Consider the following 24,644-nt stretch of genomic DNA (forward strand, 5'->3'; position numbering starts at 1 on the left):
AGGGGGCTATCGCATGCAGGAGCGATATTCAAGACAAATATTATTTTCTGGTGTTAGAGAAGAAGGACAGAGAAAAATAAGAGAGAAGCATGTGCTTATTATTGGTGCTGGTGCTCTCGGTGCGGCAAATGCAGAAGCGATTGTTAGAGCAGGTGTTGGAAAAGTAACGATTGCTGATCGTGATTATGTAGAATGGAGTAATTTACAAAGACAACAACTATATACGGAAGAAGATGCAAAGCAGTATAAACCGAAGGCGATAGCGGCTGCAGAACATTTACAAGCGATTAATTCTGAGGTGGAAATAAATCCAGTTGTGACGGATGTAACGGTGCAAGAAATGGAAGAGCTAGTGCGGGATGTAGATTTAATATTAGATGCGACAGATAATTTTGAAACGCGTCTTCTTATTAATGATATTTCACAAAAGTATAATATTCCGTGGATATATGGTGGGTGTGTCGGAAGTTACGGAGTAACGTATACAATTTTACCAGGGAAAACACCGTGTTTTCGCTGTTTAATGGAGCATCCAGCGAGCGGAGCAACATGTGACACAGCTGGTATTATACAACCGGCAGTACAATTAGTAGTTGCGCATCAAATTACGGAAGCGCTGAAAATATTAGTAGAAGACTTTGGGGCGCTTCGTGAAACGATGTTATCATTTGATCTTTGGAATAATCAACAGATGGCATTTAAAGTGAATAGGCAGAAAAAAGATACTTGTTTATCTTGCGGAAGGTTACGTACATATCCGAGTTTAACATTTGAAGCACAAACAAAAACAGAAGTGTTATGTGGGCGAAATACAGTACAAATTCGCCCGGGTGTGCGGAAGAATTTTAATTTAGAAGAAATTAAAAAGCGCTTACAAAGAAGTGTAGAGATAAAGGCGACACCTTATCTATTATCATTTCCGGTAGAAGAATATCGTTTTGTTTTATTTACAGATGGCAGGGCGTTCATTCATGGGACGAATGATATGAATGTAGCGAAAAATTTATATGCAAGATATATAGGTTGAACCTAAAGGAAATCCTTTAGGTTCAACGGAGAGAGGATTATGAATTTCTCGTATAATCTCCACTTTTTCCACCTGTTTTTTCAAGTAAGTATGTTTCGCCGATAATCATACCTTTATCGACAGCTTTACACATATCATACACAGTAAGAGCGGTAGCGGAAGCAGCTGTTAAAGCTTCCATTTCAACACCAGTGCTACCTTCTGTTTTAACTTTTACTTCAATGAGTAAACGATATTGTTCTTCTGATTGTTTCCAATCAAAAGAAACGTCAACACCTTTTAATAATAAAGGATGGCACATTGGGATAATATCAGAAGTTCGTTTCGCAGCCATAATGCCTGCGATTTGCGCAACTGCTAATACGTCACCTTTCCCAATTTCATTGTGAGAGATTTTATCGTAAATTTCTTTCGTAACGACAATGCTAGAGCACGCAATTGCTGTTCGAACGGTTGCTTTTTTGTCGCTTATATCAACCATTTTTGCGCGTCCTTGGTCATTAAAATGTGTAAATGAAGACATGGAATTCCTCCTTGAAGTAATTTCTATTGAATACATAAAGTTTAATCGAGATAAAAAAAATTGCAAATATGAGGTGAGAAACGATGGTAGAAAAACGAATTCCAATTCAAGTTGCTGAAGCAGTAGAACGGGTAATGAAATATGCGAAGCATGGTGAAGTAGAAGAAATTTCTATTACGGAAAGTTACGGGAGAATTCTCGGGGAAGATGTTGTCTCAGATCATGACGTTCCTCATTTTGATCGTTCCCCTTACGACGGTTTCGCCATTCGAGCAGAAGATACGAAAGGAGCAACCCAAGAGAATCCAGTTGAATTTGAAGTAATAGGAGAGATCGGGGCGGGTTCTGTTTTTTTAGAAGAAGTAGGAGCTTTTGAAGCGATTCGAATTATGACAGGAGCAGCTATTCCAGAAGATTGCAATGCAGTTGTAATGCTAGAGCTGACAGAAGGATTTGAGAAGAACGGAAAAACATATATGAAGTTAAAACGCCCTTTTAATAACGGTGACAATGTGTCGTTTAAAGGAGAAGATATAAAACAAAATCAAGTTCTCGTTAAGAAAGGTGTGGCAATTAATCCAGGAGTTGCGGCCTTACTAGCAACGTTTGGATATAGCACTGTGAAAGTTATAAAACAGCCTGTTGTCGGTATTGTAACGACAGGGAGTGAATTATTGGAAGTACATGAGCCGTTAGAACCGGGGAAAATTAGAAATAGTAACTCGTATATGATCGCAGCTCAAATTATGAAAGCTGGCGGGAAAGTTCGTTATTATGGTCAACTCGCGGATGAGTTAGATGCATGTTTTACAGCTATTCAATTAGCGATGGATGAGGTCGACATTTTAATTACAACCGGCGGTGTATCGGTAGGAGATTATGACTACTTACCAGCTATTTATGAAAGGTTACAGGCGAATGTACTCTTTAATAAAATAGCCATGAGACCTGGAAGTGTAACGACAGTAGTTGAATTTGATGGGAAGTTACTTTTCGGTTTATCAGGAAATCCGTCTGCTTGTTATGTAGGCTTTGAATTATTTGTGCAACCAATTATAAAAACGTATTTGTATGCGAAGAAACCTCACGTATATAGAGCGGATGCTATTTTACAAAAAGATTTTCCAAAGCCAAATCCATTTACTCGTTTCGTAAGAGCAAACGTAACGATTGTGGACGGGGCGTTACAAGCGATGCCGGTCGGTTTAGATAAATCGAGTGCAGTATCTTCACTTGCAGATGCGAATGCTTTTATCGTGTTACCTGGAGGAACGAGAGGATTTGAGACCGGGATGAAAGTATCTGTATTATTGTTAGAGCACTCTGAGGGATGTGATTGGCCATGGGCAAAGCCACTTCAATCTTACAAATAGTAGGATATCAAAATAGCGGAAAAACAACGCTTGTGGAGAAAATAGTGCATGCATTAGCTGAACGGAAAATGAAGGTTGCTACCATTAAACATCACGGGCACGGAGGTTTTCCAGAAGTAGCGCAAAAAGATAGCGAAAGACACCGTAAAGCTGGTGCTGTCGTAAGTAGTGTAGAAGGTGCTGGATTGCTTTCACTTTCTTCACTAAGAAAGAAATGGTCCTTGCAAGAAATTATTCGCTTATATGAGTTTTTTGAAGTGGATACAATTTTAATAGAGGGCTATAAAAAAGAGAACTACCCGAAAGTAGTGTTACTTCGTTCTGCGGAAGACGTTGAGCTTTTACATAAAGTAGAAAATATAGTAGCGATTATTACGTGGTATGATGCCCCGGCAAATATACGAGAAGAATATAAAGTATTTCATATAACAGAAGAAGAGTTGTACATAGACTGGTTTTTACAAACGGTTAGGAGTGCGAAATGACAAATACATATTATGAAGTAATTAATACAGAAATCTCGATTGAAGAGGTAACGAAGAAAGTGATTCGACGTGAATGCGGTGCTGTTACAACATTTATTGGAACCGTTAGAGAGTTTACGAAAGGGCGTCGTACATTATACTTAGAGTATGTTGCTTATAAGACGATGGCAGAAAAGATGCTAGAGAAAATTGGCCTGGAAGTGAAAGAGAAATGGCCGGATACATATGTTGCGATTACACATCGCATCGGTACGTTGCAAATTTCTGATATAGCGGTTGTTGTTGCTGTTTCAACACCACACCGTAAAGCGGCTTATGAAGCGAACGAATATATTATGGAACGCATAAAACAAATTGTTCCGATTTGGAAAAAGGAGTTTTGGGAAGATGGTGACTCATGGATTGGTGATCAATTAGAAAAAACACCATATCCGGCGGGAGAGCCTGGGAAGGAGCTATAAGTATGATTCGAGTATTGTTATTTGCGCACTTGCAAGAAGAAGCAGGGACAAGTGAATTACAAATAGAGAAAGAAAATATTACGGTTGCAGAGTTAAAAGATGTTATTGCGAAAGAATATAATGTACCAGTTTCAGAGCCAATTATGGTTGCGATTAATGAAGAATACGCAAATGAAGATGACAGGGTCCAATCTGGTGATGTTGTTGCACTAATTCCACCAGTGAGTGGTGGTTAATATTGGATTCATTAAAACGACTTTCCTAAGTAGGGGAAGTCGTTTTTTTATGGCGTTTTTGAGAACACTAACTTATAGGATAAGGAGGACGTTATGAAAAAAATATGTGTAATTATTACAGTGATATGTTCTATCTTTTTCTCTTCTCCAAGTGATTCTTTCGCGAAAGAATCAAGGGAACAGCTTTTAGAGAGTGCTTTATTGAATAGGTACTATTCGGTTATTAGACAAGTGACAAAAGATCAATATGAATGTGATTCAGTTATAAATATAAAGCGTCTCGGCAGGAAAGATGAATTTGTTCCTAGATTTGAAGTGACGCTACAATTTCTTACTTTTCAAGGGGCGCATAATCCCCCAAATGACAAAGTTACACTTACTTTGGAGGATTATTTAGATCATATAAAGGTAAAAAATGTGGAGCGAGAAAAGAATGTTTCTAATGATGTTGTAGAAAAGATTTGTGCTCGCAAAAAAGAAAAAATGAAAGCTCATTCTAATGATTGAGAGTGGTAACTTATTCCGCTATTTTGCGGGATGATTAAAGTTTCAATTTATGACATTTTACAGAGAAAGGTAATGGGCGATGGATATATTTTTAGCAATTTTACCAGCTATATTTTGGGGAAGTATTGTGCTATTTAATGTAAAACTGGGCGGGGGACCGTATAGTCAAACGCTCGGAACAACGTTTGGAGCACTTATTTTCTCAATTGTTGTTTATATTTTTATGAAGCCAGTATTAACACCTACCGTTATTGGAGTTGGAGTTGTTTCAGGTTTATTTTGGGCGCTTGGTCAGGCGAATCAATTAAAAAGTATTGATTTAATGGGTGTTTCGAGGACGATGCCAATTTCAACAGGACTTCAATTAGTCGCGACGACTTTATTTGGCGTTATCGTATTTCATGAATGGTCCACGACAATATCGGTCGTCCTTGGGATTTTAGCGCTCGTTTGTATTATTATCGGTGTTATTTTAACATCGCTTCAAAGTGAAGAAGAAAAAAATGCAGAGCAAGCAGCAAACTTTAAAAGAGGTATCGTAATTTTATTAATTTCAACAGTCGGTTATTTAGTTTACGTAGTAGTGATTAGACTATTTAACGTAGATGGTTGGTCAGCTTTGTTGCCACAAGCAGTTGGTATGGTGTTAGGTGGGATTTTGCTTACCTTTAAACATCAGCCATTTAATAAATATGCAATCCGAAATATTATTCCAGGATTAATTTGGGCAGCTGGAAATATGTTTTTATTCATTTCGCAGCCGCGTGTTGGAGTCGCAACAAGTTTCTCGCTATCGCAAATGGGAATTATTATTTCCACGCTTGGTGGGATTCTTATATTAGGTGAAAAGAAAACGAAACGCCAATTAACGGGTATCGTTGTCGGTATCGTTTTTATTATTGCAGCCGGAATTATGTTAGGTATAGCCAAAAGTTAAAGGAGGTATAGAAATGTATAGTGATTTAGCAGGGAAAGTTGTCGTTATTACAGGATCAGCAACTGGTCTCGGAAGAGCGATGGGAGTGAGGTTTGCTAAGGAAAAAGCGAAAGTGGTTATTAATTATCGCTCACGAGAATCAGAAGCAAATGGTGTGTTAGAAGAAATTAAAAAGGTAGGCGGCGAAGCGATTGCTGTAAAAGGTGATGTAACGGTCGAATCAGATGTTGTGAATCTCATTCAATCTGCTGTGAAAGAGTTTGGTACGCTTGACGTTATGATTAATAATGCAGGGATAGAAAACGCGGTACCGTCGCATGAAATGCCGCTTGAAGATTGGAATAGGGTAATTAATACAAATTTAACAGGTGCTTTTTTAGGAAGTCGTGAAGCGATTAAATATTTTGTAGAACATGATATTAAAGGGTCTGTCATTAATATGTCTAGTGTTCATGAGAAAATTCCGTGGCCACTATTTGTGCACTATGCAGCAAGTAAGGGTGGTATTAAACTGATGACAGAAACGTTAGCGCTAGAATATGCGTCAAAAGGTATTCGAGTAAATAATATTGGGCCAGGTGCAATTAATACGCCGATAAATGCAGAAAAATTTGCTGATCCAAAGCAGCGTGCTGACGTAGAAAGTATGATACCGATGGGCTATATTGGAAAACCTGAAGAAATTGCAGCAGTAGCAACTTGGCTTGCTTCTTCAGAGGCGAGTTATGTAACGGGAATTACGCTATTTGCAGATGGTGGAATGACGTTATATCCATCGTTTCAAGCTGGGCGTGGGTAATATGAAAAGGACAAAGAGTTTTATCTCTTTGTCCTTTTTACAAAAAAAATAGCGTTCAGCTATTTTAAATTTAATGATTAATTGTATCTTGAAGAAATTCTGTTGCTTGATGTTCAGTAACATTTTGTACGAGCGCGACTTCGCTAATCATCATTTTTCGGGCATTATCTAGCATTTGTTTTTCGCTCGCATTTAATGTTCTCTCTTTATTACGGCGAAGTAAATCCCGAACCACTTCTGCGCTATCTTGTAAATTGCCATTTTTCATTTTTTCCATATTCATTGTATATCTTTGTTTCCATGAGAGTGATGGGTCTGACTCCCCGTTTTGAAATTCAAGAAGTATATCATCTAACGTACCTCGATCAACGATATAACGAATACCTGATTTTTTTAATTGTTCCATCGGAAGCATTACTTGCATATCTTTACTAATGATGCGTATCACACAATATTGACGTGAAGTACCTAATATTTCTTTCTCTTCAATTGCTTCGATAATTCCTGCACCGTGCATTGGATAAACGATTTTATCACCAATTTGAAACAAATCATCCACCTCCATATGTGGTAACCACTTTTAATGATAGCATACGTATGTAAAAATGTCAAATTTTATATAATAACATAATATTTATATTCGAGTCAATAAGGTAAAGTGCTTTTTTTATGTTTTTTTGGGGATTTTATTTATAGTGATTTTTTTAGAAAAATAGTACAGGTGAAGAAAGAAGGCATATCCACTTATTTTTAAGCATAAAATGTAAAAGCGCTAATACAATATACCTAAATCCGTTCTTTGCAAAGGAGGGAGAGAAGGTGGGGCGCACAATAAAAATTGATATTACAAATAAAGTTGTAGCTAAATTTAGACCAAATTATTTGGAATTATATACGAGTAACTTTATGATAGGTAAGTTTTATGTCTATACTGAAGATAAAAAATATGTGTTAGAAGACGGATATATATATGAGAATGGAAAGTTTTATCGCATCATAGATACGCACCGTGGCAATAATCAAGCGGCGGAGGGCTGCGATCTAGGATGGTGTTAACATGATTCGTGTGAAAGTGTTTGATGAAAGTCACGAAAAAGACTTAGAAGACGCTGTGAATGTTTTTTTGAAAAAGATTGATGATAGCAACTTTGTAGATATTAAGTACCAAGTTGGTGTTTCCATTAACGACGATGAAAACCAAATTTATTGTTTTTCAGCAATGATCGTTTATAAAACATAAAAAAGAGCTGGATGAGCCAGCTCTTTTTTATGTTTTATGTTGGGACAACATGTGTCGGTAATACGTTCATAATAGATTGGGTTGTGCCTGGTTTCTTTGTCGTTAAAAGAGGCTCCCCTGTTTCATGGTTTTGGGCATCTTTACACATACCAAGGTGATAACGATCACCTAAAAATGGATCAATATAAAAACCGTTTTTGAATACTTTATCATTCGGATGTTTTTCATGATGAATATCAGAGCAGTTAATGCAATAGAACATAGCGTTCAACCCCTTTTTATTTTGTTTGAAAAAAGTGAGTCGGTAGTCATTTCGCTCCTAAGGAAATGTTGAGGAGAAGAGAAATAACTACCTACTCAAATGGTGGGCATATTCCTTCTGATTTGTCATATCTCGCGTATTGTCCCTGAGGGAAGGAGGAGAGACGAAGTACGCATGATATAAGTAAGGCACTTCTTTCAATATGAATGATGGAGTTTCATGTTGAGAGAAGTTTTTATTTTGTATTGCCTTTGTGAGTATATTATGAGGAAATGCTAAGAGGGTGTTTGTCCTGTTGAAAAAATGTTGAGAATTTCTCAACAGTAAAAGAATTAGCGTTGACATGAAACCAAAAGGTGTTATATCATCAAAGTATAACCAAAAGGTGTTATGTTATAACGCGGAGTAAAGGAGAATGAAAATGGAACAACAAAATACATTAAATGATATTAAACAAACAATCGTTTTTAACGCGTCTATTCAAAAGGTATGGAGTGTAGTATCAACTGCAGAAGGGATTGCGTCATGGTTTATGCCAAATGATTTTGTATTAGAGGTAGGACATGAATTTCATGTGCAATCACCATTTGGGCCATCACCATGTAAAGTGTTAGAAATTGATGAGCCAAACCATTTATCTTTCTCATGGGATACAGATGGCTGGATTGTTTCATTTAATTTGAAAGACTTAGGAGATAACAAAACAGAATTTACGTTAATTCACGGCGGCTGGAAACATCCTGATGAAATTCTTCCGAAAGCAAATGCGAAGAGCTCTATTATTCGCGATAGAATGAGCGGTGGTTGGGTAGCGATTGTAAATGAAAAACTGAAAAAGGTTGTCGAAGGCTAAGTGTCCTCGTCAGCAGCGAAATATGATGTATTTCAAGCAATTGCTGATCCAACCCGCCGAGAAGTAATACGGTTATTAAGTGACAAAGAGTTACCGATTTCCAAAATAACGGATCATTTCCCGATGAGTCGTACTGCGGTTGTAAAGCACCTTCATATTCTTTCGGAAGCGAATTTAGTAAGTGGAAGAAAAAGCGGAAGAGAGAAGATATATCGTTTGCATCCAGAACCATTAGAAGAATTACAACAGTGGCTCTCGTATTATGAGCGTTTTTGGGATAATAAATTATCCATGCTGAAACATATTGTGGAGAATGAAGAGTAGATGTTATGTAAAAAGGATGACCAAAATGGTCATCCTTTTTATTGTTGCTCACTTGTTTGTGTAGCTGGCTTTAATAAAATCCAAGCGATAATTAATGTACATATTGCTAATACGAAAGTGCTCATATAAATGACGTGTACGCTTGATGCTAATGCGGATTGTGATTCGGTTACTACGTTTGCTGTAGTACCGCCATGTCCACCAGATACAAGATCAAGATTTTTAATACCACGTGCGTGAATCATCGTATTGAAGATTGTACCGAATATTGCAGCACCTAACGTTTGACTAAATGTATTAATAAATGTGTTTAAACCAACAGCTGTTCCGCGTGTATGAGCTGGGACTGCTGCTTGAATTGTTACCATGTAAATTGGTGTCACAAGCCCCATTCCTAAGCCGAATAATCCAACTGCTACATAAATAAGGAACGATGGTGAATTGGTTGATAGTGTAAATAATAAGAACGTAGCGACTGATAAAATGCTAGCCCCAAGTAAAATGATTTGTTTCGTTTTTAATTTGCCTACTAAGTTACCAGAGAAAATAGCGCCAAATGTCCACATAACAGGGATTGGCATTAAAATAAGTCCAGCTTCTGTAGCGTTTTTTCCTAATACACCTTGGCTCCAGATTGGTAGGTACATTGTAATACTAATAATCATTGCGCCAGCAATAAGAGTTAATATATTTATCGTAGATAATGTACGGTTAGAGAAAAGTGTTAAAGGAATTAATGGTTCCGGAGATTTTTTCTCGATGAACAAGAAAATAATGAATGAAATAGCGGCAAAGATTAATAGGCCGATAATTGTCATGTCTCCCCAGTTTTGCTTACTGCTACCTGTTAATAATGCATATAGTAGAGCGATTGTACTTAATGAAAAAACTGTTGCACCAAGATAATCGATATGGTGTTTAGCGGGCTTAATAGATTCTTTGTAGTAAATTGCAATCATTAAGCAAGCGATAATTCCAAATGGAACGTTTAAGAAGAAAATATAGCGCCAAGAAAGGGAATCAACTAAAAATCCACCTACTAACGGTCCGATAACACCGGATACACCCCAAACGGCACTCATCCAACCTTGTGCTTTCGCGCGGTCTTTCGCTTCGCTATATAAGTCTCCAATTATCGTCATTGTGATTGGCATAACAGCACCAGCACCGATACCTTGAAGAGCGCGGAAGAAAATTAATTGTTCCATCGATGTAACGACTCCGCAAAGTGCAGAACCGACTAAAAAGATTGTAGCTCCGATCATTAAAACTTTTTTACGGCCGAATAAATCAGCGAGCTTTCCGTATATTGGAGTCGAAACAGCTGTTGCAAGCATATAAATTGCATATACCCAACTAACAAGTTCGACGCCTGACAAATCACTCGTTATACGAGGGATTGCTGTACTAACAATCGTTCCTTCTACCGCAGAAAGAAACGTCATTAACATTAAAGACATCATGACTTTTTTTCTCATTTGTTTTCCCCTTACCCTTTTTTAAATATTCAACAATATAAAATATAAAGGTACTAAGGTATATAAAGCAACAAAAAAGCAATGGAAAGTTACATGGAGCAGATGTTTGTCGCTTCTTGTCGGTAAGTCGATATATTTGAGAAATCGCCGATATAAGTTGTAGAATCGCCGATAATGATTTCATGGCAATATTAAAAAAGAAACAGGAATCCCTGTTTCTTTTTTAATATTGCATTTTCGCGTTTTCTCCAGCTGTCGTTCCAGCAATTCTACCAGTAACGAGGGCTGATGTAATATTATAGCCACCAGTATAACCGTGGATATCAAGAACTTCTCCGCAGAAATATAAGCCGTTCGTGAATTTAGAAGACATTTCTTTCGGATTAATTTCTTTCACGGATACACCTCCGCCAGTAACGAATGCTTTTTCAATTGACTGCGTACCATTTACATTCACAGTAAACTCTTTAAAGTCTTTCACAAGTGCACGAATCTTTTCGTGAGAAACTTGTCCAGCTTGTTCACTACCGTCAATTTCATTTTTTTCTAATAAGAATAGGAAGTAACGCTCAGGGACATAACCTTTTAAAACGTTTTTAATTCCTTTTTTCGGATCTTCTTTCATTTGTTTCAGCATGCGCTGAAATAGTTGCTCACTATTTTCCTCTGGCAATGCATCAATACTCATTTGTATTGTGTTCGTTTTAAACTTTTTCAGTGCTTTCACGACGAATTGACTACAGCGAAGAGCAGCAGGACCAGATAGGCCGAAATGAGTGAAGAGCATGTCCATTTTGTGAGAAATGATAGCTTTTCCTTTCGGGTTTAATACGCTTAAGTTTATATCACGTAAAGCAAGACCTTGTAATGAGCGATCACGTATAAACGGCTCGTTTGACAGGATAGGTACTTCTGTTGGGAATAATTCTGTAATTGTATGACCTGCTTTTTCAGCCCAAGCGTATCCGTCTCCAGTGGAACCAGTTTGAGGAACGGATTTTCCGCCAACAGCGATAACGACATGATTTGTTTCTAACACTTCGCCTGTTTGCAGTACAACTGCCTTCGTTTGACCATTTTCATATTCAATCGTTTCAACAGGTGTATTTGTACGGATTTTTACACCTAAGTCTTTTAATCGTGTTAAAAGTGCATCTACAACAGATTGCGCTTTGTTTGACACGGGGAACATGCGACCGTGGTCTTCTTCTTTCAATTTAACACCAAGATTTTCGAAGAATGTAATAATATCTTCATTATTAAAAAGAGAAAAAGCGCTGTATAAGAAGCGACCGTTTCCTGGTATATGTTTAACAATTTCATCAAGTGGTAGACGGTTCGTTACGTTACAGCGTCCGCCACCAGAAATCGCAAGTTTACGCCCAAGTTTATTTCCTTTATCAAGAAGCAAGACATTTGCGCCTTCTTCTGCAGCACCAATTGCAGCCATTAGCCCAGAAGGACCGCCGCCGATGACAATAACATCATAATGCATAATATATCGACCTCATTTTCTACATTTCCTGCCTAAAAGAATAGCATGTTTTCCGTTAAAAGAAAAATAGAGTGAAGTACTGCTTAATGAGAGAATTGTGGTACAATACAAAAGTTAGAGTTCAGCACTATCCTGCTATTTGTAGGTGATAAGACTAAAACCTCAAGATTTAGGAGAAGTAAATAGGGAGTCTGTTAGCCTGTAAATGCTCGAATGGTTCAACTAATAATCAGTGGAGAAGAACACCCCACTGATTAAAGTTTCATTTTATGTAGATGTAGGAGGATTTTTGTATGTCCGATTCGAAATTTCTGCGCGGAACGCTTATTGTTACGCTAGGGACATTTTTAGTAAAGTTCTTAGGCATGATTTACGTCTTCCCGTTTCATGCATTAGTAGGTACAGAAGGCGGAACGCTCTATACATATGGATACATTCCATATACGATCTTTTTAAGTATCGCAACGGCAGGTGTGCCGCTTGCTGTTTCAAAATTTGTTTCCAAATATAATGCGCTTGGCGATTATAAAACGAGCCGGAGAATGTTCCGCTCGGGAATGGTTATGATGATAGTAACAGGAGTTCTTTCGTTCCTAGTACTGTACATGACGGCACCGTTGTTTGCAGAAGCGATGCTTGGTAAACAAAGTATACACAATAATGTAGGAGAAGTTACGACGATCATTCGTCTTGTAAGTTTCGCACTTATTGTTGTACCAGCAGCGAGTTTAATTCGTGGTTATTTCCAAGGTCACCAGTCTATGGGACCAACTACCGTTTCACAAATTATTGAACAAATTATTCGTATCGTCTTTTTATTAGCAGGTAGTTTTATCGTTATTAAAGTACTTGGCGGTACAGTTGCAACAGCAGTTGGAGTAGCGACATTTGCTGCGTTCGTTTCAGCGGTTGGAGCACTCGGTGTGTTAATTTGGTACTGGTTAAAACGTAAAAAATATTTGGATCAATATTTAATTGAACAAACTGTACCAGAATCAACAGTAAGTACTGTTCAATTGTTTAAAGAGTTATTCGCATATGCGATTCCTTACGTTGTAATTGGGTTAACAATTCCTTTATATCAACAAATTGATACATTGACATTTAACTCAATTATGCAGGCGATTGGTCAAGGTGATATCGCAGAGCGAGCGCTGGGTATTTTCACAATGTGGACGCATAAGTTAATTATGATTCCTGTATCACTTGCAACAGCGTTTAGTTTAACGCTTGTACCAGCAATTACAAAATCATTTACTGAAAAACAATACCGCTATTTGAAATTACAAATTACACAAACATTCCAGGCAAATATGTTTTTAACATTGCCAGCAGTTATCGGTATTTCAACACTTGCATATCCAATTTACACTGCTTTCTATGACTCAGATCCATTAGGTGGACAAGTATTAATGTGGTATGCACCAGTTGCATTGTTATTTGCTTTATTTACAGTAACAGCGGCAATTCTTCAAGGGATTAATCAGCAAAAGCATGCAATTGTCGCGCTTATTATGGGTGTTATTTTGAAATTTGTATGTAACGTAATCTTTATTCGTTATTTCGGTACAGTAGGAGCAATTCTAGCGACCGCAGTTGGTTTCTTAGCTTCTGTTTGGTATACAAATCGACAAATTAAAAAATACGCACACTATTCATTCGGTGTTGTATATAAAAGAACATTCCAAATTGCAGTACTGACACTTATAATGGTCGTTGCTGTAAAACTATCACAATGGCTTCTATCCTTCATGATTTCGCCTGATGGCCGTATTGGTGCTCTTATAACAGTTGCGATTTGTGCAGGTATTGGTGGTCTTGTTTACGGATTGTTAGCAATTCGCACAGGAGTACTTGAAAGAGTATTTGGCGGAGAAGCATTAGATAAAATTCAACGTAAACTTGGTAGTAGATTTAAAATAAAGTTGAAATCAAGAGGGGCGTAATTACGTCCCCTTTTCTATGATAAATAAAGAAGGTGAAAAGCGTGAGATTAGATAAATTATTAGCGAATATGGGATATGGAAGTAGAAAAGAAGTAAAGAAATTATTGAAAGATGGCGTTGTGAAAATTGATGGAACGCCAGTAAAAGATGCGAAAGTTCATGTAAATGTAGAAGAGCAAGAAGTTATGATTCACGGTGAAGTTGTGGAATACAAAGAGTTTGTTTACTTAATGATGCATAAACCACAAGGTGTTATTTCAGCGACGGAAGATGATAATCATGAAACAGTAATAGATTTATTAGAATTAGAAGATGCAATCTTTGATCCGTTCCCAGTTGGACGACTTGATATCGATACGGAAGGTTTCTTATTGATAACAAATGATGGGAAGTTATCACATCAATTATTATCTCCGAAAAAGCATGTGCCGAAAAAATATTATGCACACGTTGCAGGAGTAGTAACAGAAGAGGATGTAAAAGAGTTTGCTAAAGGTGTTATCTTAGACGATGGCTATGAAACAAAACCAGGTACGCTTACAATATTGAAAAGCGATGATATTTCCGAAATTGAGCTTGTGATTACAGAAGGGAAATTCCATCAAGTGAAGCGTATGTTTGAAGCGGTAGGGAAAAAAGTAGTCTACCTAAAGAGAACGGAGATGGGTCCGTTAGTATTAGATGAAGAACTAGAACTTGGACAATACCGAGAGCTAACAGATGAAGAAGTAGAAATGTTAAAAACATATCAAGTAGATACTGAAAAGTAGTACCTTTATAGGCGCAGAAAAGACCCCTTTCTAATAGTTAGAAAGGGGTATGTATTTATTTACATACAATTATTTTTTGTTATGAGGTCATTCTCACTTTCTTTCCTGTTGTTGTCCACTTACCGCGGCAAGGGCTATACACGAGTTCATTAAACTGCAACACATTTAGATCACGTTGTATCGTTCGCGGTGTGATCCCGAACTCATCTACAAGGTCTTTCGTCGTTACCGTTCCGTTTTCATTGATGTACATATAAATTGATTTAATGCGTGTTAGCATACGAGTAGTTGTAGGTTTCAAGAGAAAACCACTCCTCTACTAGTTTTTTTGACCCCATTCAGGAAAGAAGGTCGTTACTACCATTGTACTCTACATGATAAAATTCATGCTTTAATCTACTTAAATTTTACAAAAGTTTAACAAAAATTCATATAGAAAAATATTGGTAGTTGACATTGTATATATGGTCAGTCAACTAACACATAAAATTCTACGTAAAACGCCAAATTCCTGCAAATTTTTTTGAAAAAATAAAAGAAAAACTAATAAGAAATGTCTGAAATATTACAATTGTTCGGTATTTAGTTTTCGTGTATGGCATAAGGGATTTCGGTTTGCTATGATGAAAGAGATAATATAGTGAAGGATGGATGCGTGATGTCAGCGATTAATTGGACAGAAGAAGTTGCAAAACGAAAAGATGATTTAATTCGTGATACACAACAATTTTTACAAATTAAAAGTGTATGGGAAGAAGAATCGGCGAAAGAGGGCGCACCATTCGGTGAAGGGGTAGAAAAAGCGCTATCTTTCATGTTACATAAAGGAGAAGCTGAAGGTTTTGCTTCTAAAAATTTAGAAGGATATGCAGGTCATCTTGAAATGGGACAAGGAGAAGAATTAGTAGGTATTCTTTGTCACGTTGATGTTGTACCAGAAGGAGATGGCTGGACGACTCCCGCATATAGTGCGGATATTCGCGATGGAAAGATTTTTGCACGTGGTGCAATTGACGATAAAGGCCCAACGATGGCAGCATATTATGCGATGAAAATTGTGAAAGAATTAGGCTTACCTCTTTCAAAACGTGTTCGTATGATTATAGGAACAGATGAAGAAAGCAATTGGAAATGTGTAGATCACTACTTTAAAAACGAAGAAATGCCAACAATCGGTTTTGCACCAGATGCAGATTTTCCAATTATTAATGCAGAAAAAGGAATTTCTGATATACAAGTTGTGCAAAATGGTAGTGAAGAGAAAAAAGGTACATATGAACTTGTTTCATTTGATTCAGGGCGACGTTTAAATATGGTTCCTGATTTTGCAGAAGCGGTTATTACAGGAGAAGATGTAAATGCACTTATAGTAGCATATGAAGAGTATTTACAAACTGCTAAAAAAATAGGGGAATCGACTATAGAAGGTAATACAGTGACGTTGCAAATAAAAGGAATTTCAGCGCACGGATCTACTCCTGAAAAAGGAGAAAATGCAGGTTTATTATTAGCAAACTTCTTGACTACAGTTTCACTTGATGGAAAAGCAACTGCATTTGCGACATTTGCAACAGAAACATTTACTGGTGATATTTTGGGTGAAAAAGCTACTATTGCTTATAAAGATGAAATTAGCGGTCCGTTAACAGTGAATGTTGGTCGCCTTTCTTATACGAAAGAAAACGGTGGTAACTTAGGGCTAAACGTACGTTACCCAGTTACAACTAACTTTGAAGAAACAATTGCGAAGTTGAAAGAGTATGTTGGTACGCATGGATTTGAAGTAGCTGACTATTCTAATTCACGCCCGCATCACGTTGATAAAGACCACGTATTAATTCGTACGTTACAACGTGTATATGAAGAACAAACAGGTGAAAAAGCAGAACTATTAGCAATTGGCGGAGGTACTTATGCTCGTTCATTAAAAGCTGGTGTGGCATTTGGACCGCTATTCCCTGGAAAGGAAGAACTTGCGCATCAAAAAGATGAGTACATTGAAATTGAAGACTTATTAAAAGCAACAGCAATTTATGCGCAAGCAATTCATGAATTAGCGAAGTAAAGTGAAACTTTAATCGCCGATATATGAATAATGACCGCTCTCTACTTTAGAGGGCGGCTTCTTTTTAATTGAATGAGATAAGAAAGAAAAGCAACAATAGAAAGAAGGAGACGGTGTACATGGATAGGCATTATTTTGTCGCAATTACGTTACCAAATCATATAAAAGAAGTGCTGTCTAACTATAAAGAGGATACGAATGAGAAATTACCATTTCGCTCGTGGGTACATAAGGAAGATTATCATATTACCCTTTCCTTTTTAGGAGGTGCGACAGAAGAACAGTTAAAAGGGATAAAGAATGGATTACAAACACTTATAAAAACAAAAGAACTATCGTTCACGTTACAAGGTTTTTCAACGTTTGGTAGGGAAGATCAGCCCCGTATTCTTTGGGCGAAGGTAAGTGAGAATCATGATTTGTTTCAGTTACAAAAGCAAGTACATGCCATTTGTGAAGAAAATGGTTTTTCTCTAGAAACACGCCCGTATCATCCACATATTACTGTTGCTCGTAAATGGATAGGAGAAGAAAAGTTTCATTTAGAAAGTATAAAAGAAGTGCCTGAAATATCATTTCAAGCAGATACAATTACTTTATACGAATCCCACGTGAAAGAAACCCCGAAGTATAAATCGATTGCTGAAATAAAATTACAAAAATAGAATGTTGAAAACGTTTTTTATGCAGGTGAATATACTATAGAGAAGAATGGAGTTACTGTATAGAGTCTTGTTGATAAGAAAAGTCTTATCATTTGCAGCTCATTTTATCTCGCCTGATTGGTGAAGGCTAATAATAAGTGAGGATGGAAAAATTTTCTCGCTCATTAAAGTTTCACTTTATTTTAACTTTGAGAATGATGGTGATTTTTTTATGTTGAAAGTAAAACGTCCATTTGATGCCTATTTAGATGAAATGAATAAAATTACAATTTTGCTCCCACATGCGTATGGAACAAGTCGGACATTTCGTTTGCAAGAAGGAAGTAATGTGAAAGATTTACCGATTGCTCATACTATTGCACTTCCAGATGCAACGAAGTATGAGTGCTTTATAGAAGAGCCGCTAGATGTGGGGAAGTATTATACAGTACGAGATGAACGGAATGAAGAAACGGATTTACAAATAGGTGCTGTTATTCGAACAACAATTTTCGATGAAAAGTATTATTACGAAGGTACAGATTTAGGTGCTGTGTATCAAAAAGAAGAAACGACATTTAAAGTATGGGCTCCAACCGCAAGGCTTGCGAAAGTAAGAATTTATAAGAGTGATAAAGAATATACCGATCATGAAATGTACAGAGAAGAAAACGGAGTTTGGATTCAAACATTACAAGGGGATTTAGACGGAGCATGCTATACATTTCTTGTTTGTATTAATTTAATATGGAACGAAGCTGTGGATCCTTATGCAAAGTCGGTGACGGTAAACGGCAAACACGGTGTTGTTATCGATTTAGAAAAAACGAGTGTAACAAGACGAGAGGGATTAACACCATTACAATCAATGACAGATGCCATATTGTATGAACTGCATATTCGTGATGCGACTATACATCAAAATAGTGGAGTGAGTCAAAAGGGAACATATAAAGGATTGATGGAAGAGGGAACAACGGGACGGAACGGGACGTTAACAGGGTTGTCTCATATAAAAGATTTAGGTGTTACACATGTTGAACTATTACCTTTATATTGTTTCGGTGGTGTAGATGAGGCGAATCCTTCGTCCGCCTATAATTGGGGGTATAATCCATTATATTACAATGCACCAACAGGATTTTATGCTACAAATCCCTCTGATCCGTATAACAGGATAGTTGAGTGCAAACAACTAATTGAAACATTTCATGAACAAGGTATTAGGGTGATCATAGATGTTGTATATAATCATGTTTATGAAAGAGAGCTATCATCATTTGAAAAGCTTGTTCCAGGCTATTATTTTCGTCATGGTGAAGATGGTATGCCTTCTAATGGGACGGGAGTCGGAAATGATATAGCGTCTGAACGGAAAATGATGAGGAAATTCATTGTAGAGTCTATTTTATATTGGCTTACTGAATACAATGTCGATGGATTCCGATTCGACTTAATGGGAATTTTAGATGTTGATACAATGAATGTGATAGAAAAAGAAGTACGAAACATAAAACGAGATGCTTTATTATTAGGAGAAGGATGGGATTTACAAACACCACTTCCTGCCAAAGAAAAAGCAACGTTAAATAATGCGAAGAACATGCCGCATATTGCGCAGTTTAATGATCAATTTCGTGATGGGATAAAAGGGAGTACATTTCATATAAACAAGCGTGGTTTTGCATTTGGTGGGTCTGTAGACTGTAATCATTTGCAGTATATTGCAGCAGGAAGTCTTTTAAGTATGAAAGAAACAGGGCTGTTTCTAGAGCCGGCGCAAAGCATTAATTATGTAGAATGTCATGATAATATGACGATGTGGGATAAACTAGTGCGCAGTAATGAAGAATCAGAAGCGATTTTGAAAAAACGTCACCTGCTAGCGAGCGCAATGGTTATTCTTTCACAAGGCATTCCTTTCTTACATGCAGGACAAGAGTTTTATCGTACGAAGAAAGGAAATGAAAATAGTTATAATGCAAATGATGAGATTAATCAATTAGATTGGGATCAAAAAGAGAAAGAGATAGAGACTGTTAACTATATAAAAGGTTTAATTGCGATTCGTAAAGAGCATGGGGCATTCCGATTACAAAACGCAGACCTTATAAAAAAACATATGACTTTTTTACAAACATCTACAGAAGTACTTGCATACCACCTGCAAAATGTAAAATCGTTTGGACCGTGGAAAGAGATTGTCGTTTTATTTAATAGCGGTTTAGAAGCTAAAACGGTGCAACTTCCGAAAGAAGAAACGTGGCATGTGTTAGTAAACGAAAACGAAGCGAAAATAGATCCAATTTCTTCATTTAGAGGAAAGGAACTTAGGCTCGCTCCAATTAGCACGTATATATTGACGATAATGTGACAAATCGCTACTTGACGATGAGAATGTAATAAATGTAGAATTGACAAAGGTGACGATTTTGATAAGTTGTCATTCTATGACAGGTTTTGTAAAATAAAATAGAGGATTTTTGGCCTAGGCTAATTTTTCTTTTCATTTACAGTAAAATATATGAATCCACAACATGTGTAGAAATGTTGCGGTTTTTCTTTTCATAACTATAAAAGATAAGGATTTGTTAACGGGTAATGAATATGGAATGGTTGGAACAATTATTAGGAAAAGAGTGGAGTCTTGTACCGGCTGGTGGAGTAACGGGCGATGCATATATTGCGCAAAACGGACAACAGAAGTTATTTTTAAAGCGGAATACATCGCCCTTTTTAGCGGTATTGTCAGCAGAAGGAATTGTTCCAAAATTACTTTGGACAAGAAGGGTAACGAATGGTGATGTAATTTCTGCTCAAAAATGGCTTCCGGGACAGAAGCTAGAGCCAGAGGATATGAAACTAGAACGTGTTGCGAAACTTTTGAAGAAAATACACTCCTCTAAAGCGCTTGTACAGATGATTCAAAGACTTGGGAAGCAGCCGCTTCACGCACAAGAGTTATTACAACAACTGCAACTCGTTTTAAGAGGAGATATAAGGGATGATGAAACAATTCAGCAAGGCCTTCAATATTTAATGGGTTCATTAAAAGCTATTGAATACAATGAATTTGTTGTATGCCATTGTGATGTAAACCATAACAATTGGATATTGTCGGATGAAGATGAGTTGTTTTTAATTGATTGGGATGGAGCTGTAATTGCTGACCCGGCTCTAGACCTTGGTATGTTATTATATTGGTACATTCCGCGCCAGGAGTGGAGTGAGTGGCTCGGTTTTTATGATATTGAAATGGATGAATCGCTGCTTAGGCGTATGAGATGGTATGTGATAGCACAAACGATTTTGTCTATTCAATGGCATACAACAAAAAAACAGCAAGCAGAAGCTGAATATTGGCATCAATATTTACAGCAACTACTTGCTTCAGAATAATACTTAAGAAAAATTGTCCATTCCAGCAATCCACTGAGTAAGTTGTTCTTGATTATTGGAAATATGGTTGTCCAAATTAGAGGAAGATTTACCCGATTGACTATAAGAATATACATCGTTTAGCATTGTTTTAGCGTCACTACTTATATTATCGTTTGCGAGTAACGATTGAATGAGGCGCTCTAATTGCTCGCATTCTGAAACTGTCCCGCAGCAATCACTTTGGTGGTTGACTAAAATATCTTTCAGCACTTCTAATTGATGTTGTTGATTAATTGGCATGAACGGATCATCCTTTCGATTGTTTTTCTCTTCAAATGTAAGAGAAAAAGCTGTTTCGTCATGGAATGTTTAATGCTGTATGTAGTTTTTATCAAAATGGTACATCTTATACTTGAAAGAAACGGACCGAGTGCTCGTACGTACTTGGTTTTTTGTTTGGTAGATTAATTAAAAAAAGAAAGAAGGAATTATTCCTTTAAAATAGTTTTGTAAAGAGAGGGAGACATCTATGCGTTTAAGACATAAACCATATGCAATGGATCGAATTAACGAGTATTCACATATCGTAATCGGAAACCCAGAGGAGCGCGCTGGTAACTGGAAAGAAGTATTTGGAAATGAACAACCAATTCATATTGAAGTAGGTACAGGTCGTGGCCGCTTTATGTATGATATGGCAAAAGCGAATCCACATATTAATTATATTGGAATTGAAAAATTCACAAGTGTTGTTGTAGATGCACTTGATAAATTAATTGAAGAAGAAGTGCCGAACTTAAAGTTAATTAATAAAGATGCTGAAGATTTAACAGTTTTCTTTGCAAAAGGTGAGATTGATCGCGTTTATTTAAACTTCTCAGATCCATGGCCAAAGAAGCGTCATACGAAGCGTCGTTTAACGTATAAAACGTTTTTACGTAATTATGAAGAAGTGTTAGTAGAAGGCGGAGAAATTCATTTTAAAACAGATAACCAAGGTTTATTTGAATATTCTCTTATGAGTATGGCTGAGTATGGTATGTTACTAACGTACTTAAGCTTAGATCTTCATAACAGCGACTTTGAAGGTAACATCATGACTGAATACGAAGAGAAATTCTCTAGTAAGGGTCATCGTATTTACCGAGTTGAAGCAAAATATCGTACAGAGCCTATGCAGTAATGCATAGGTTTTTTTATGCCTAAAATAATCAGAATTTTATGTTAAGATTAATTAAAAGGGGGATGTGTAATGGAACAGTTACAAATTGGAGATATAAAAGTAACGTGGTTAAAAGGCGGGAATACACATTTAGATGGAGGGGCAATGTTTGGTGTTGTGCCGAAAGTACTTTGGTCACGTAAATATACACATAATGACACAAATCATATTTACTTACGAACAGATCCGTTACTATTACAAACGAAAGATGGAAATATGCTCATTGATTCAGGAATAGGAAACGGTAAGTTGAATGAGAAGATGAAACGAAATCAAGGTGTAACAGAAGAATCATCGGTTTATGAATCGTTAGAAAAACAGGGATTAAAGCCTGAAGATATTCAATATGTTTTAATGACACACCTTCATTTTGATCATGCATCTGGTCTAACAAAATGGGAAGATGATCACCTTGTACCGGCATTTCCAAATGCGAAAGTTTACGTAAGTGAAACAGAGTGGAATGAAATGAGGAATCCAAACATTAGATCACGTAATACATATTGGAAGGAAAATTGGGAGCCAATTGTAGATCAAGTTGTTACGTTCCAGCAAGAAATAGAAATTACAGATGAAATCAAGATGACGCATACCGGTGGTCATAGCGATGGACATGCAGTTATCGCTTTGGAGAGTCAAGGAGAAACGATGCTACATTTAGCAGACCTATTGCCGACACACGCGCATCAAAATGTATTATGGGTAATGGCATACGATGATTATCCGATGACTTCGATTGAAAATAAGCAAAAGTGGATGAAGTATGGTGCTGAAAAAGAGGCGTGGTTTACGTTTTATCATGACGCATATTATCGTGCTGTGAAGTGGAATGAGGAAGGACATATTGTAGAAAAAATAGAACGGAAAACGAGTATAGAAGCTTAAAAAGAGGAGATTGTTCCATCATATTTGTTGGAGCAGCTTCTTTTTTATTATCGGATTTTGTCGGTAAGTCGATATATTCGGAAAATCGCTGATATAATTTTAATCAATACCCACAATTTCAAAAAAATAAGAGGTTCACCTAATGGGAACCCTCCTTTTTATGCTGCTATAACTTCTAAAACAGTACCTGTTTTAGCATCAACTAAAAATTCAAATCGTTCTTGTATATCATCTAACATTGTTGTAAGACCGCCGCGATAAACTTCATATGCGACATCATATTTTTCAAATGTCTCTGGAACCATATGTACCCAAGAGCCAGTAATTTCACCTTTATGACTTAATGCTTGTTTCACCATTTTCAATGCTTTTTCTGAAGAAATATGGGATTGTTCTTGTACTTTGTTTGCAACGAGATAACCAGCTGCGAACCCAACGCCAAGACCTGCTACTAAACCTTTCCAACTCATATATTCACCTCAATTCTATAAAATAAAAATAGTGTACCAATAATAATTATAAAGCAAATACAGTTAAAAAAGAAGAAACTAGAAACATTTCGAAAATTTCGTTACAATAAAAGAGGTATTCTACTAAGGTTTGAAAGAAGGGGACTTCGTGAATAAAGAGACATTACAATTATTTCGTACGTTAACAGAATTACAGGGTGCATCAGGTTTTGAACATGATGTACGCCGTTTTATGAAACAAGAATTAAGCAAATATGCGGATGAAATTGTACAAGACGGTTTAGGTAGCGTATTTGGTCTGAAAAAAGGGGACGAAACTGGCCCGCGTGTTCTTGTAGCAGGTCATATGGATGAAGTAGGTTTCATGGTTACGCAAATTACGAAAAACGGAATGCTTCGTTTTCAAACGTTAGGCGGCTGGTGGAGCCAAGTTTTATTAGCACAGCGTGTACAAGTTATGACGAAGAATGGTCCTGTTATTGGGGTTGTTGGTTCTATTCCTCCTCATTTATTAAGTGACGCGCAACGTGCAAAACCGATGGATATAAAAAATATGTTAATTGATATAGGTGCAGATAGTTATGAAGATGCGATTGAAATTGGTGTAAAACCAGGACAACAAATCGTGCCGATTTGCCCATTCACACCGATGGCAAATGAGAAGAAAATTATGGCGAAAGCTTGGGACAATCGTTACGGATGTGGTCTTGCAATCGAATTGTTAAAAGAATTAAAAGATGAAACATTACCAAATACATTATATTCTGGTGCTACTGTACAAGAAGAAGTAGGCCTTCGCGGAGCGCAAACCGCTGCAAATATGATTCAACCAGACATTTTCTATGCGCTTGATGCAAGTCCAGCAAACGATGCATCTGGTGACAAAACGCAGTTCGGTCAATTAGGAAAAGGTGCCCTTCTTCGTATTTACGATCGCACGATGGTAACACATAGAGGAATGCGCGAATTCATTTTAGATACAGCAGAAACAAACAACATTCCGTACCAATACTTTATTTCACAAGGTGGTACAGATGCGGGCCGTGTACATACAAGTAACTCTGGTATCCCATCAGCAGTAATTGGTGTTTGTGCACGCTACATTCATACACATGCTTCAATTTTACATGTTGATGATTATGCAGCGGCGAAAGAATTAATTACGAAGCTTGTAAGAACAACAGATAAAACGACGTTAGAGACAATTAAGAATAACGCGTAGAGAAGAAGGGCGAAAAACCCTTCTTTTTTTAGGTTGAAT

Annotated in this window: 29 protein-coding genes; 21 read left to right on the forward strand and 8 right to left on the reverse strand. The window is 37.0% G+C overall.

All coding sequences use genetic code 11. From position 1 onward, the window contains the following. Positions 1-13: 13 nt before the first annotated feature. A complete protein-coding gene (locus tag N2V92_RS11305; protein WP_016077196.1) occupies positions 14-1,027 on the forward strand; it encodes a molybdopterin-synthase adenylyltransferase MoeB in 1,014 nt (337 codons plus the stop codon). Between the two features lie 37 nt (positions 1,028-1,064). Here the strand turns inward: N2V92_RS11305 and moaC are convergent, their stop codons facing one another. Beyond that, positions 1,065-1,550, reverse strand: coding sequence for a cyclic pyranopterin monophosphate synthase MoaC (moaC, locus tag N2V92_RS11310; RefSeq protein WP_000094146.1), 486 nt, complete (start codon positions 1,548-1,550; stop codon positions 1,065-1,067). An 83-nt stretch (positions 1,551-1,633) separates the two neighbouring features. On the opposite strand from moaC, the gene N2V92_RS11315 reads away from it, so the two are divergent. From N2V92_RS11315 to N2V92_RS11345, 7 genes are all read left to right on the forward strand, one after another. Continuing rightward, the gene (locus N2V92_RS11315; protein WP_016077197.1) at positions 1,634-2,923 is read left to right on the forward strand and encodes a molybdopterin molybdotransferase MoeA; all 1,290 of its coding nucleotides are present in this window, start codon (positions 1,634-1,636) and stop codon (positions 2,921-2,923) included. Further along, positions 2,887-3,408: a molybdopterin-guanine dinucleotide biosynthesis protein B gene (gene mobB / locus N2V92_RS11320; protein ID WP_016077198.1), complete on the forward strand. Its 522-nt coding sequence runs from the start codon at positions 2,887-2,889 to the stop codon at positions 3,406-3,408. Before N2V92_RS11315 ends, mobB begins: the two co-directional genes overlap by 37 nt. Further along, positions 3,405-3,869 carry a molybdopterin synthase catalytic subunit MoaE gene (gene moaE, locus N2V92_RS11325; RefSeq protein WP_000185947.1) on the forward strand — a complete coding sequence of 155 codons (465 nt, stop codon included), beginning with the start codon at positions 3,405-3,407 and terminating at the stop codon, positions 3,867-3,869. Before mobB ends, moaE begins: the two co-directional genes overlap by 4 nt. Before the next feature lie 2 nt (positions 3,870-3,871). Continuing rightward, positions 3,872-4,105, forward strand: coding sequence for a molybdopterin converting factor subunit 1 (gene moaD / locus N2V92_RS11330; RefSeq protein ID WP_016077199.1), 234 nt, complete (start codon positions 3,872-3,874; stop codon positions 4,103-4,105). A gap of 93 nt (positions 4,106-4,198) precedes the next feature. Further along, the gene (locus N2V92_RS11335; RefSeq protein WP_000717657.1) at positions 4,199-4,612 is read left to right on the forward strand and encodes a DUF3888 domain-containing protein; all 414 of its coding nucleotides are present in this window, start codon (positions 4,199-4,201) and stop codon (positions 4,610-4,612) included. A 79-nt stretch (positions 4,613-4,691) separates the two neighbouring features. Next, positions 4,692-5,549 (forward strand): glucose uptake protein GlcU, encoded by an 858-nt coding sequence (gene glcU / locus N2V92_RS11340; RefSeq protein ID WP_000350863.1) that lies wholly within the window; start codon positions 4,692-4,694, stop codon positions 5,547-5,549. Positions 5,550-5,562: 13 nt separating this feature from the next. Continuing rightward, entirely contained in the window at positions 5,563-6,348 is a 786-nt protein-coding gene (locus N2V92_RS11345; RefSeq protein ID WP_000286680.1) for a glucose 1-dehydrogenase, read from the forward strand. A gap of 70 nt (positions 6,349-6,418) precedes the next feature. Here the strand turns inward: N2V92_RS11345 and N2V92_RS11350 are convergent, their stop codons facing one another. Continuing rightward, positions 6,419-6,913: a CarD family transcriptional regulator gene (locus tag N2V92_RS11350; protein ID WP_000451446.1), complete on the reverse strand. Its 495-nt coding sequence runs from the start codon at positions 6,911-6,913 to the stop codon at positions 6,419-6,421. A gap of 254 nt (positions 6,914-7,167) precedes the next feature. On the opposite strand from N2V92_RS11350, the gene N2V92_RS11355 reads away from it, so the two are divergent. Together N2V92_RS11355 and N2V92_RS11360 are read left to right on the forward strand one after the other, a co-directional pair. Then, positions 7,168-7,404: a DUF2553 family protein gene (locus N2V92_RS11355; RefSeq protein ID WP_016077200.1), complete on the forward strand. Its 237-nt coding sequence runs from the start codon at positions 7,168-7,170 to the stop codon at positions 7,402-7,404. A 1-nt stretch (position 7,405) separates the two neighbouring features. After that, entirely contained in the window at positions 7,406-7,588 is a 183-nt protein-coding gene (locus N2V92_RS11360) for a sporulation protein Cse60 (RefSeq protein WP_000621752.1), read from the forward strand. Between the two features lie 34 nt (positions 7,589-7,622). Here N2V92_RS11360 and N2V92_RS11365 read toward each other — a convergent pair whose 3' ends face one another. Further along, positions 7,623-7,850: a DUF3973 domain-containing protein gene (locus tag N2V92_RS11365; protein WP_016077201.1), complete on the reverse strand. Its 228-nt coding sequence runs from the start codon at positions 7,848-7,850 to the stop codon at positions 7,623-7,625. A 421-nt stretch (positions 7,851-8,271) separates the two neighbouring features. On the opposite strand from N2V92_RS11365, the gene N2V92_RS11370 reads away from it, so the two are divergent. Both N2V92_RS11370 and N2V92_RS11375 read left to right on the forward strand, forming a co-directional pair. Continuing rightward, the gene (locus tag N2V92_RS11370) at positions 8,272-8,703 is read left to right on the forward strand and encodes an SRPBCC family protein (protein WP_000437764.1); all 432 of its coding nucleotides are present in this window, start codon (positions 8,272-8,274) and stop codon (positions 8,701-8,703) included. Continuing rightward, the gene (locus tag N2V92_RS11375; RefSeq protein WP_000098837.1) at positions 8,704-9,027 is read left to right on the forward strand and encodes an ArsR/SmtB family transcription factor; all 324 of its coding nucleotides are present in this window, start codon (positions 8,704-8,706) and stop codon (positions 9,025-9,027) included. It abuts the gene before it with no gap. Positions 9,028-9,065: 38 nt separating this feature from the next. Here N2V92_RS11375 and N2V92_RS11380 read toward each other — a convergent pair whose 3' ends face one another. Further along, on the reverse strand, positions 9,066-10,505 hold the full coding sequence (locus tag N2V92_RS11380) for an MDR family MFS transporter (protein WP_016077202.1): 1,440 nt from the start codon (positions 10,503-10,505) through the stop codon (positions 9,066-9,068). 223 nt (positions 10,506-10,728) lie between these two features. Beyond that, positions 10,729-12,000 (reverse strand): BaiN/RdsA family NAD(P)/FAD-dependent oxidoreductase, encoded by a 1,272-nt coding sequence (locus N2V92_RS11385; RefSeq protein WP_000558871.1) that lies wholly within the window; start codon positions 11,998-12,000, stop codon positions 10,729-10,731. 293 nt (positions 12,001-12,293) lie between these two features. Between N2V92_RS11385 and N2V92_RS11390 the strand changes: the two genes are divergently transcribed. Continuing rightward, positions 12,294-13,946: a putative polysaccharide biosynthesis protein gene (locus N2V92_RS11390; RefSeq protein ID WP_001284026.1), complete on the forward strand. Its 1,653-nt coding sequence runs from the start codon at positions 12,294-12,296 to the stop codon at positions 13,944-13,946. A 41-nt stretch (positions 13,947-13,987) separates the two neighbouring features. Continuing rightward, positions 13,988-14,716, forward strand: a complete 729-nt coding sequence (locus tag N2V92_RS11395; RefSeq protein WP_001234949.1) for a pseudouridine synthase — start codon at positions 13,988-13,990, stop codon at positions 14,714-14,716. 79 nt (positions 14,717-14,795) lie between these two features. On the opposite strand, the gene N2V92_RS11400 is transcribed toward N2V92_RS11395, so the two are convergent. Further along, on the reverse strand, positions 14,796-15,017 hold the full coding sequence (locus N2V92_RS11400; RefSeq protein ID WP_000805512.1) for a DeoR family transcriptional regulator: 222 nt from the start codon (positions 15,015-15,017) through the stop codon (positions 14,796-14,798). 357 nt (positions 15,018-15,374) lie between these two features. On the opposite strand from N2V92_RS11400, the gene pepV reads away from it, so the two are divergent. From pepV to N2V92_RS11420, 4 genes are all read left to right on the forward strand, one after another. Next, positions 15,375-16,781, forward strand: a complete 1,407-nt coding sequence (gene pepV / locus N2V92_RS11405; RefSeq protein ID WP_001274232.1) for a dipeptidase PepV — start codon at positions 15,375-15,377, stop codon at positions 16,779-16,781. Positions 16,782-16,900: 119 nt separating this feature from the next. Beyond that, positions 16,901-17,446, forward strand: coding sequence for an RNA 2',3'-cyclic phosphodiesterase (gene thpR, locus N2V92_RS11410; protein WP_000373845.1), 546 nt, complete (start codon positions 16,901-16,903; stop codon positions 17,444-17,446). 211 nt (positions 17,447-17,657) lie between these two features. Next, positions 17,658-19,799, forward strand: a complete 2,142-nt coding sequence (pulA, locus tag N2V92_RS11415; RefSeq protein WP_016077204.1) for a type I pullulanase — start codon at positions 17,658-17,660, stop codon at positions 19,797-19,799. A gap of 227 nt (positions 19,800-20,026) precedes the next feature. Further along, positions 20,027-20,824: a phosphotransferase family protein gene (locus tag N2V92_RS11420; RefSeq protein WP_002081999.1), complete on the forward strand. Its 798-nt coding sequence runs from the start codon at positions 20,027-20,029 to the stop codon at positions 20,822-20,824. A gap of 3 nt (positions 20,825-20,827) precedes the next feature. Here N2V92_RS11420 and N2V92_RS11425 read toward each other — a convergent pair whose 3' ends face one another. Beyond that, positions 20,828-21,106, reverse strand: coding sequence for a YtzH-like family protein (locus N2V92_RS11425; RefSeq protein ID WP_001122235.1), 279 nt, complete (start codon positions 21,104-21,106; stop codon positions 20,828-20,830). Positions 21,107-21,335: 229 nt separating this feature from the next. Here N2V92_RS11425 and trmB point away from each other — a divergent pair, with 229 nt between their 5' ends. Next, positions 21,336-21,989: a tRNA (guanosine(46)-N7)-methyltransferase TrmB gene (gene trmB / locus N2V92_RS11430; protein ID WP_001239383.1), complete on the forward strand. Its 654-nt coding sequence runs from the start codon at positions 21,336-21,338 to the stop codon at positions 21,987-21,989. Positions 21,990-22,058: 69 nt separating this feature from the next. After that, positions 22,059-22,913 carry a YtnP family quorum-quenching lactonase gene (locus N2V92_RS11435; protein WP_000436876.1) on the forward strand — a complete coding sequence of 285 codons (855 nt, stop codon included), beginning with the start codon at positions 22,059-22,061 and terminating at the stop codon, positions 22,911-22,913. 158 nt (positions 22,914-23,071) lie between these two features. Here N2V92_RS11435 and N2V92_RS11440 read toward each other — a convergent pair whose 3' ends face one another. After that, entirely contained in the window at positions 23,072-23,383 is a 312-nt protein-coding gene (locus tag N2V92_RS11440) for a PepSY domain-containing protein (RefSeq protein WP_000118541.1), read from the reverse strand. Positions 23,384-23,531: 148 nt separating this feature from the next. Here N2V92_RS11440 and N2V92_RS11445 point away from each other — a divergent pair, with 148 nt between their 5' ends. Next, positions 23,532-24,605: a M42 family metallopeptidase gene (locus N2V92_RS11445; RefSeq protein ID WP_001031517.1), complete on the forward strand. Its 1,074-nt coding sequence runs from the start codon at positions 23,532-23,534 to the stop codon at positions 24,603-24,605. Positions 24,606-24,644 lie beyond the last annotated feature (39 nt).

The sequence above is a fragment of the Bacillus sp. CH_48 genome (assembly GCF_038008465.1).
In the GTDB taxonomy this organism is placed as follows: domain Bacteria; phylum Bacillota; class Bacilli; order Bacillales; family Bacillaceae_G; genus Bacillus_A; species Bacillus_A thuringiensis_S.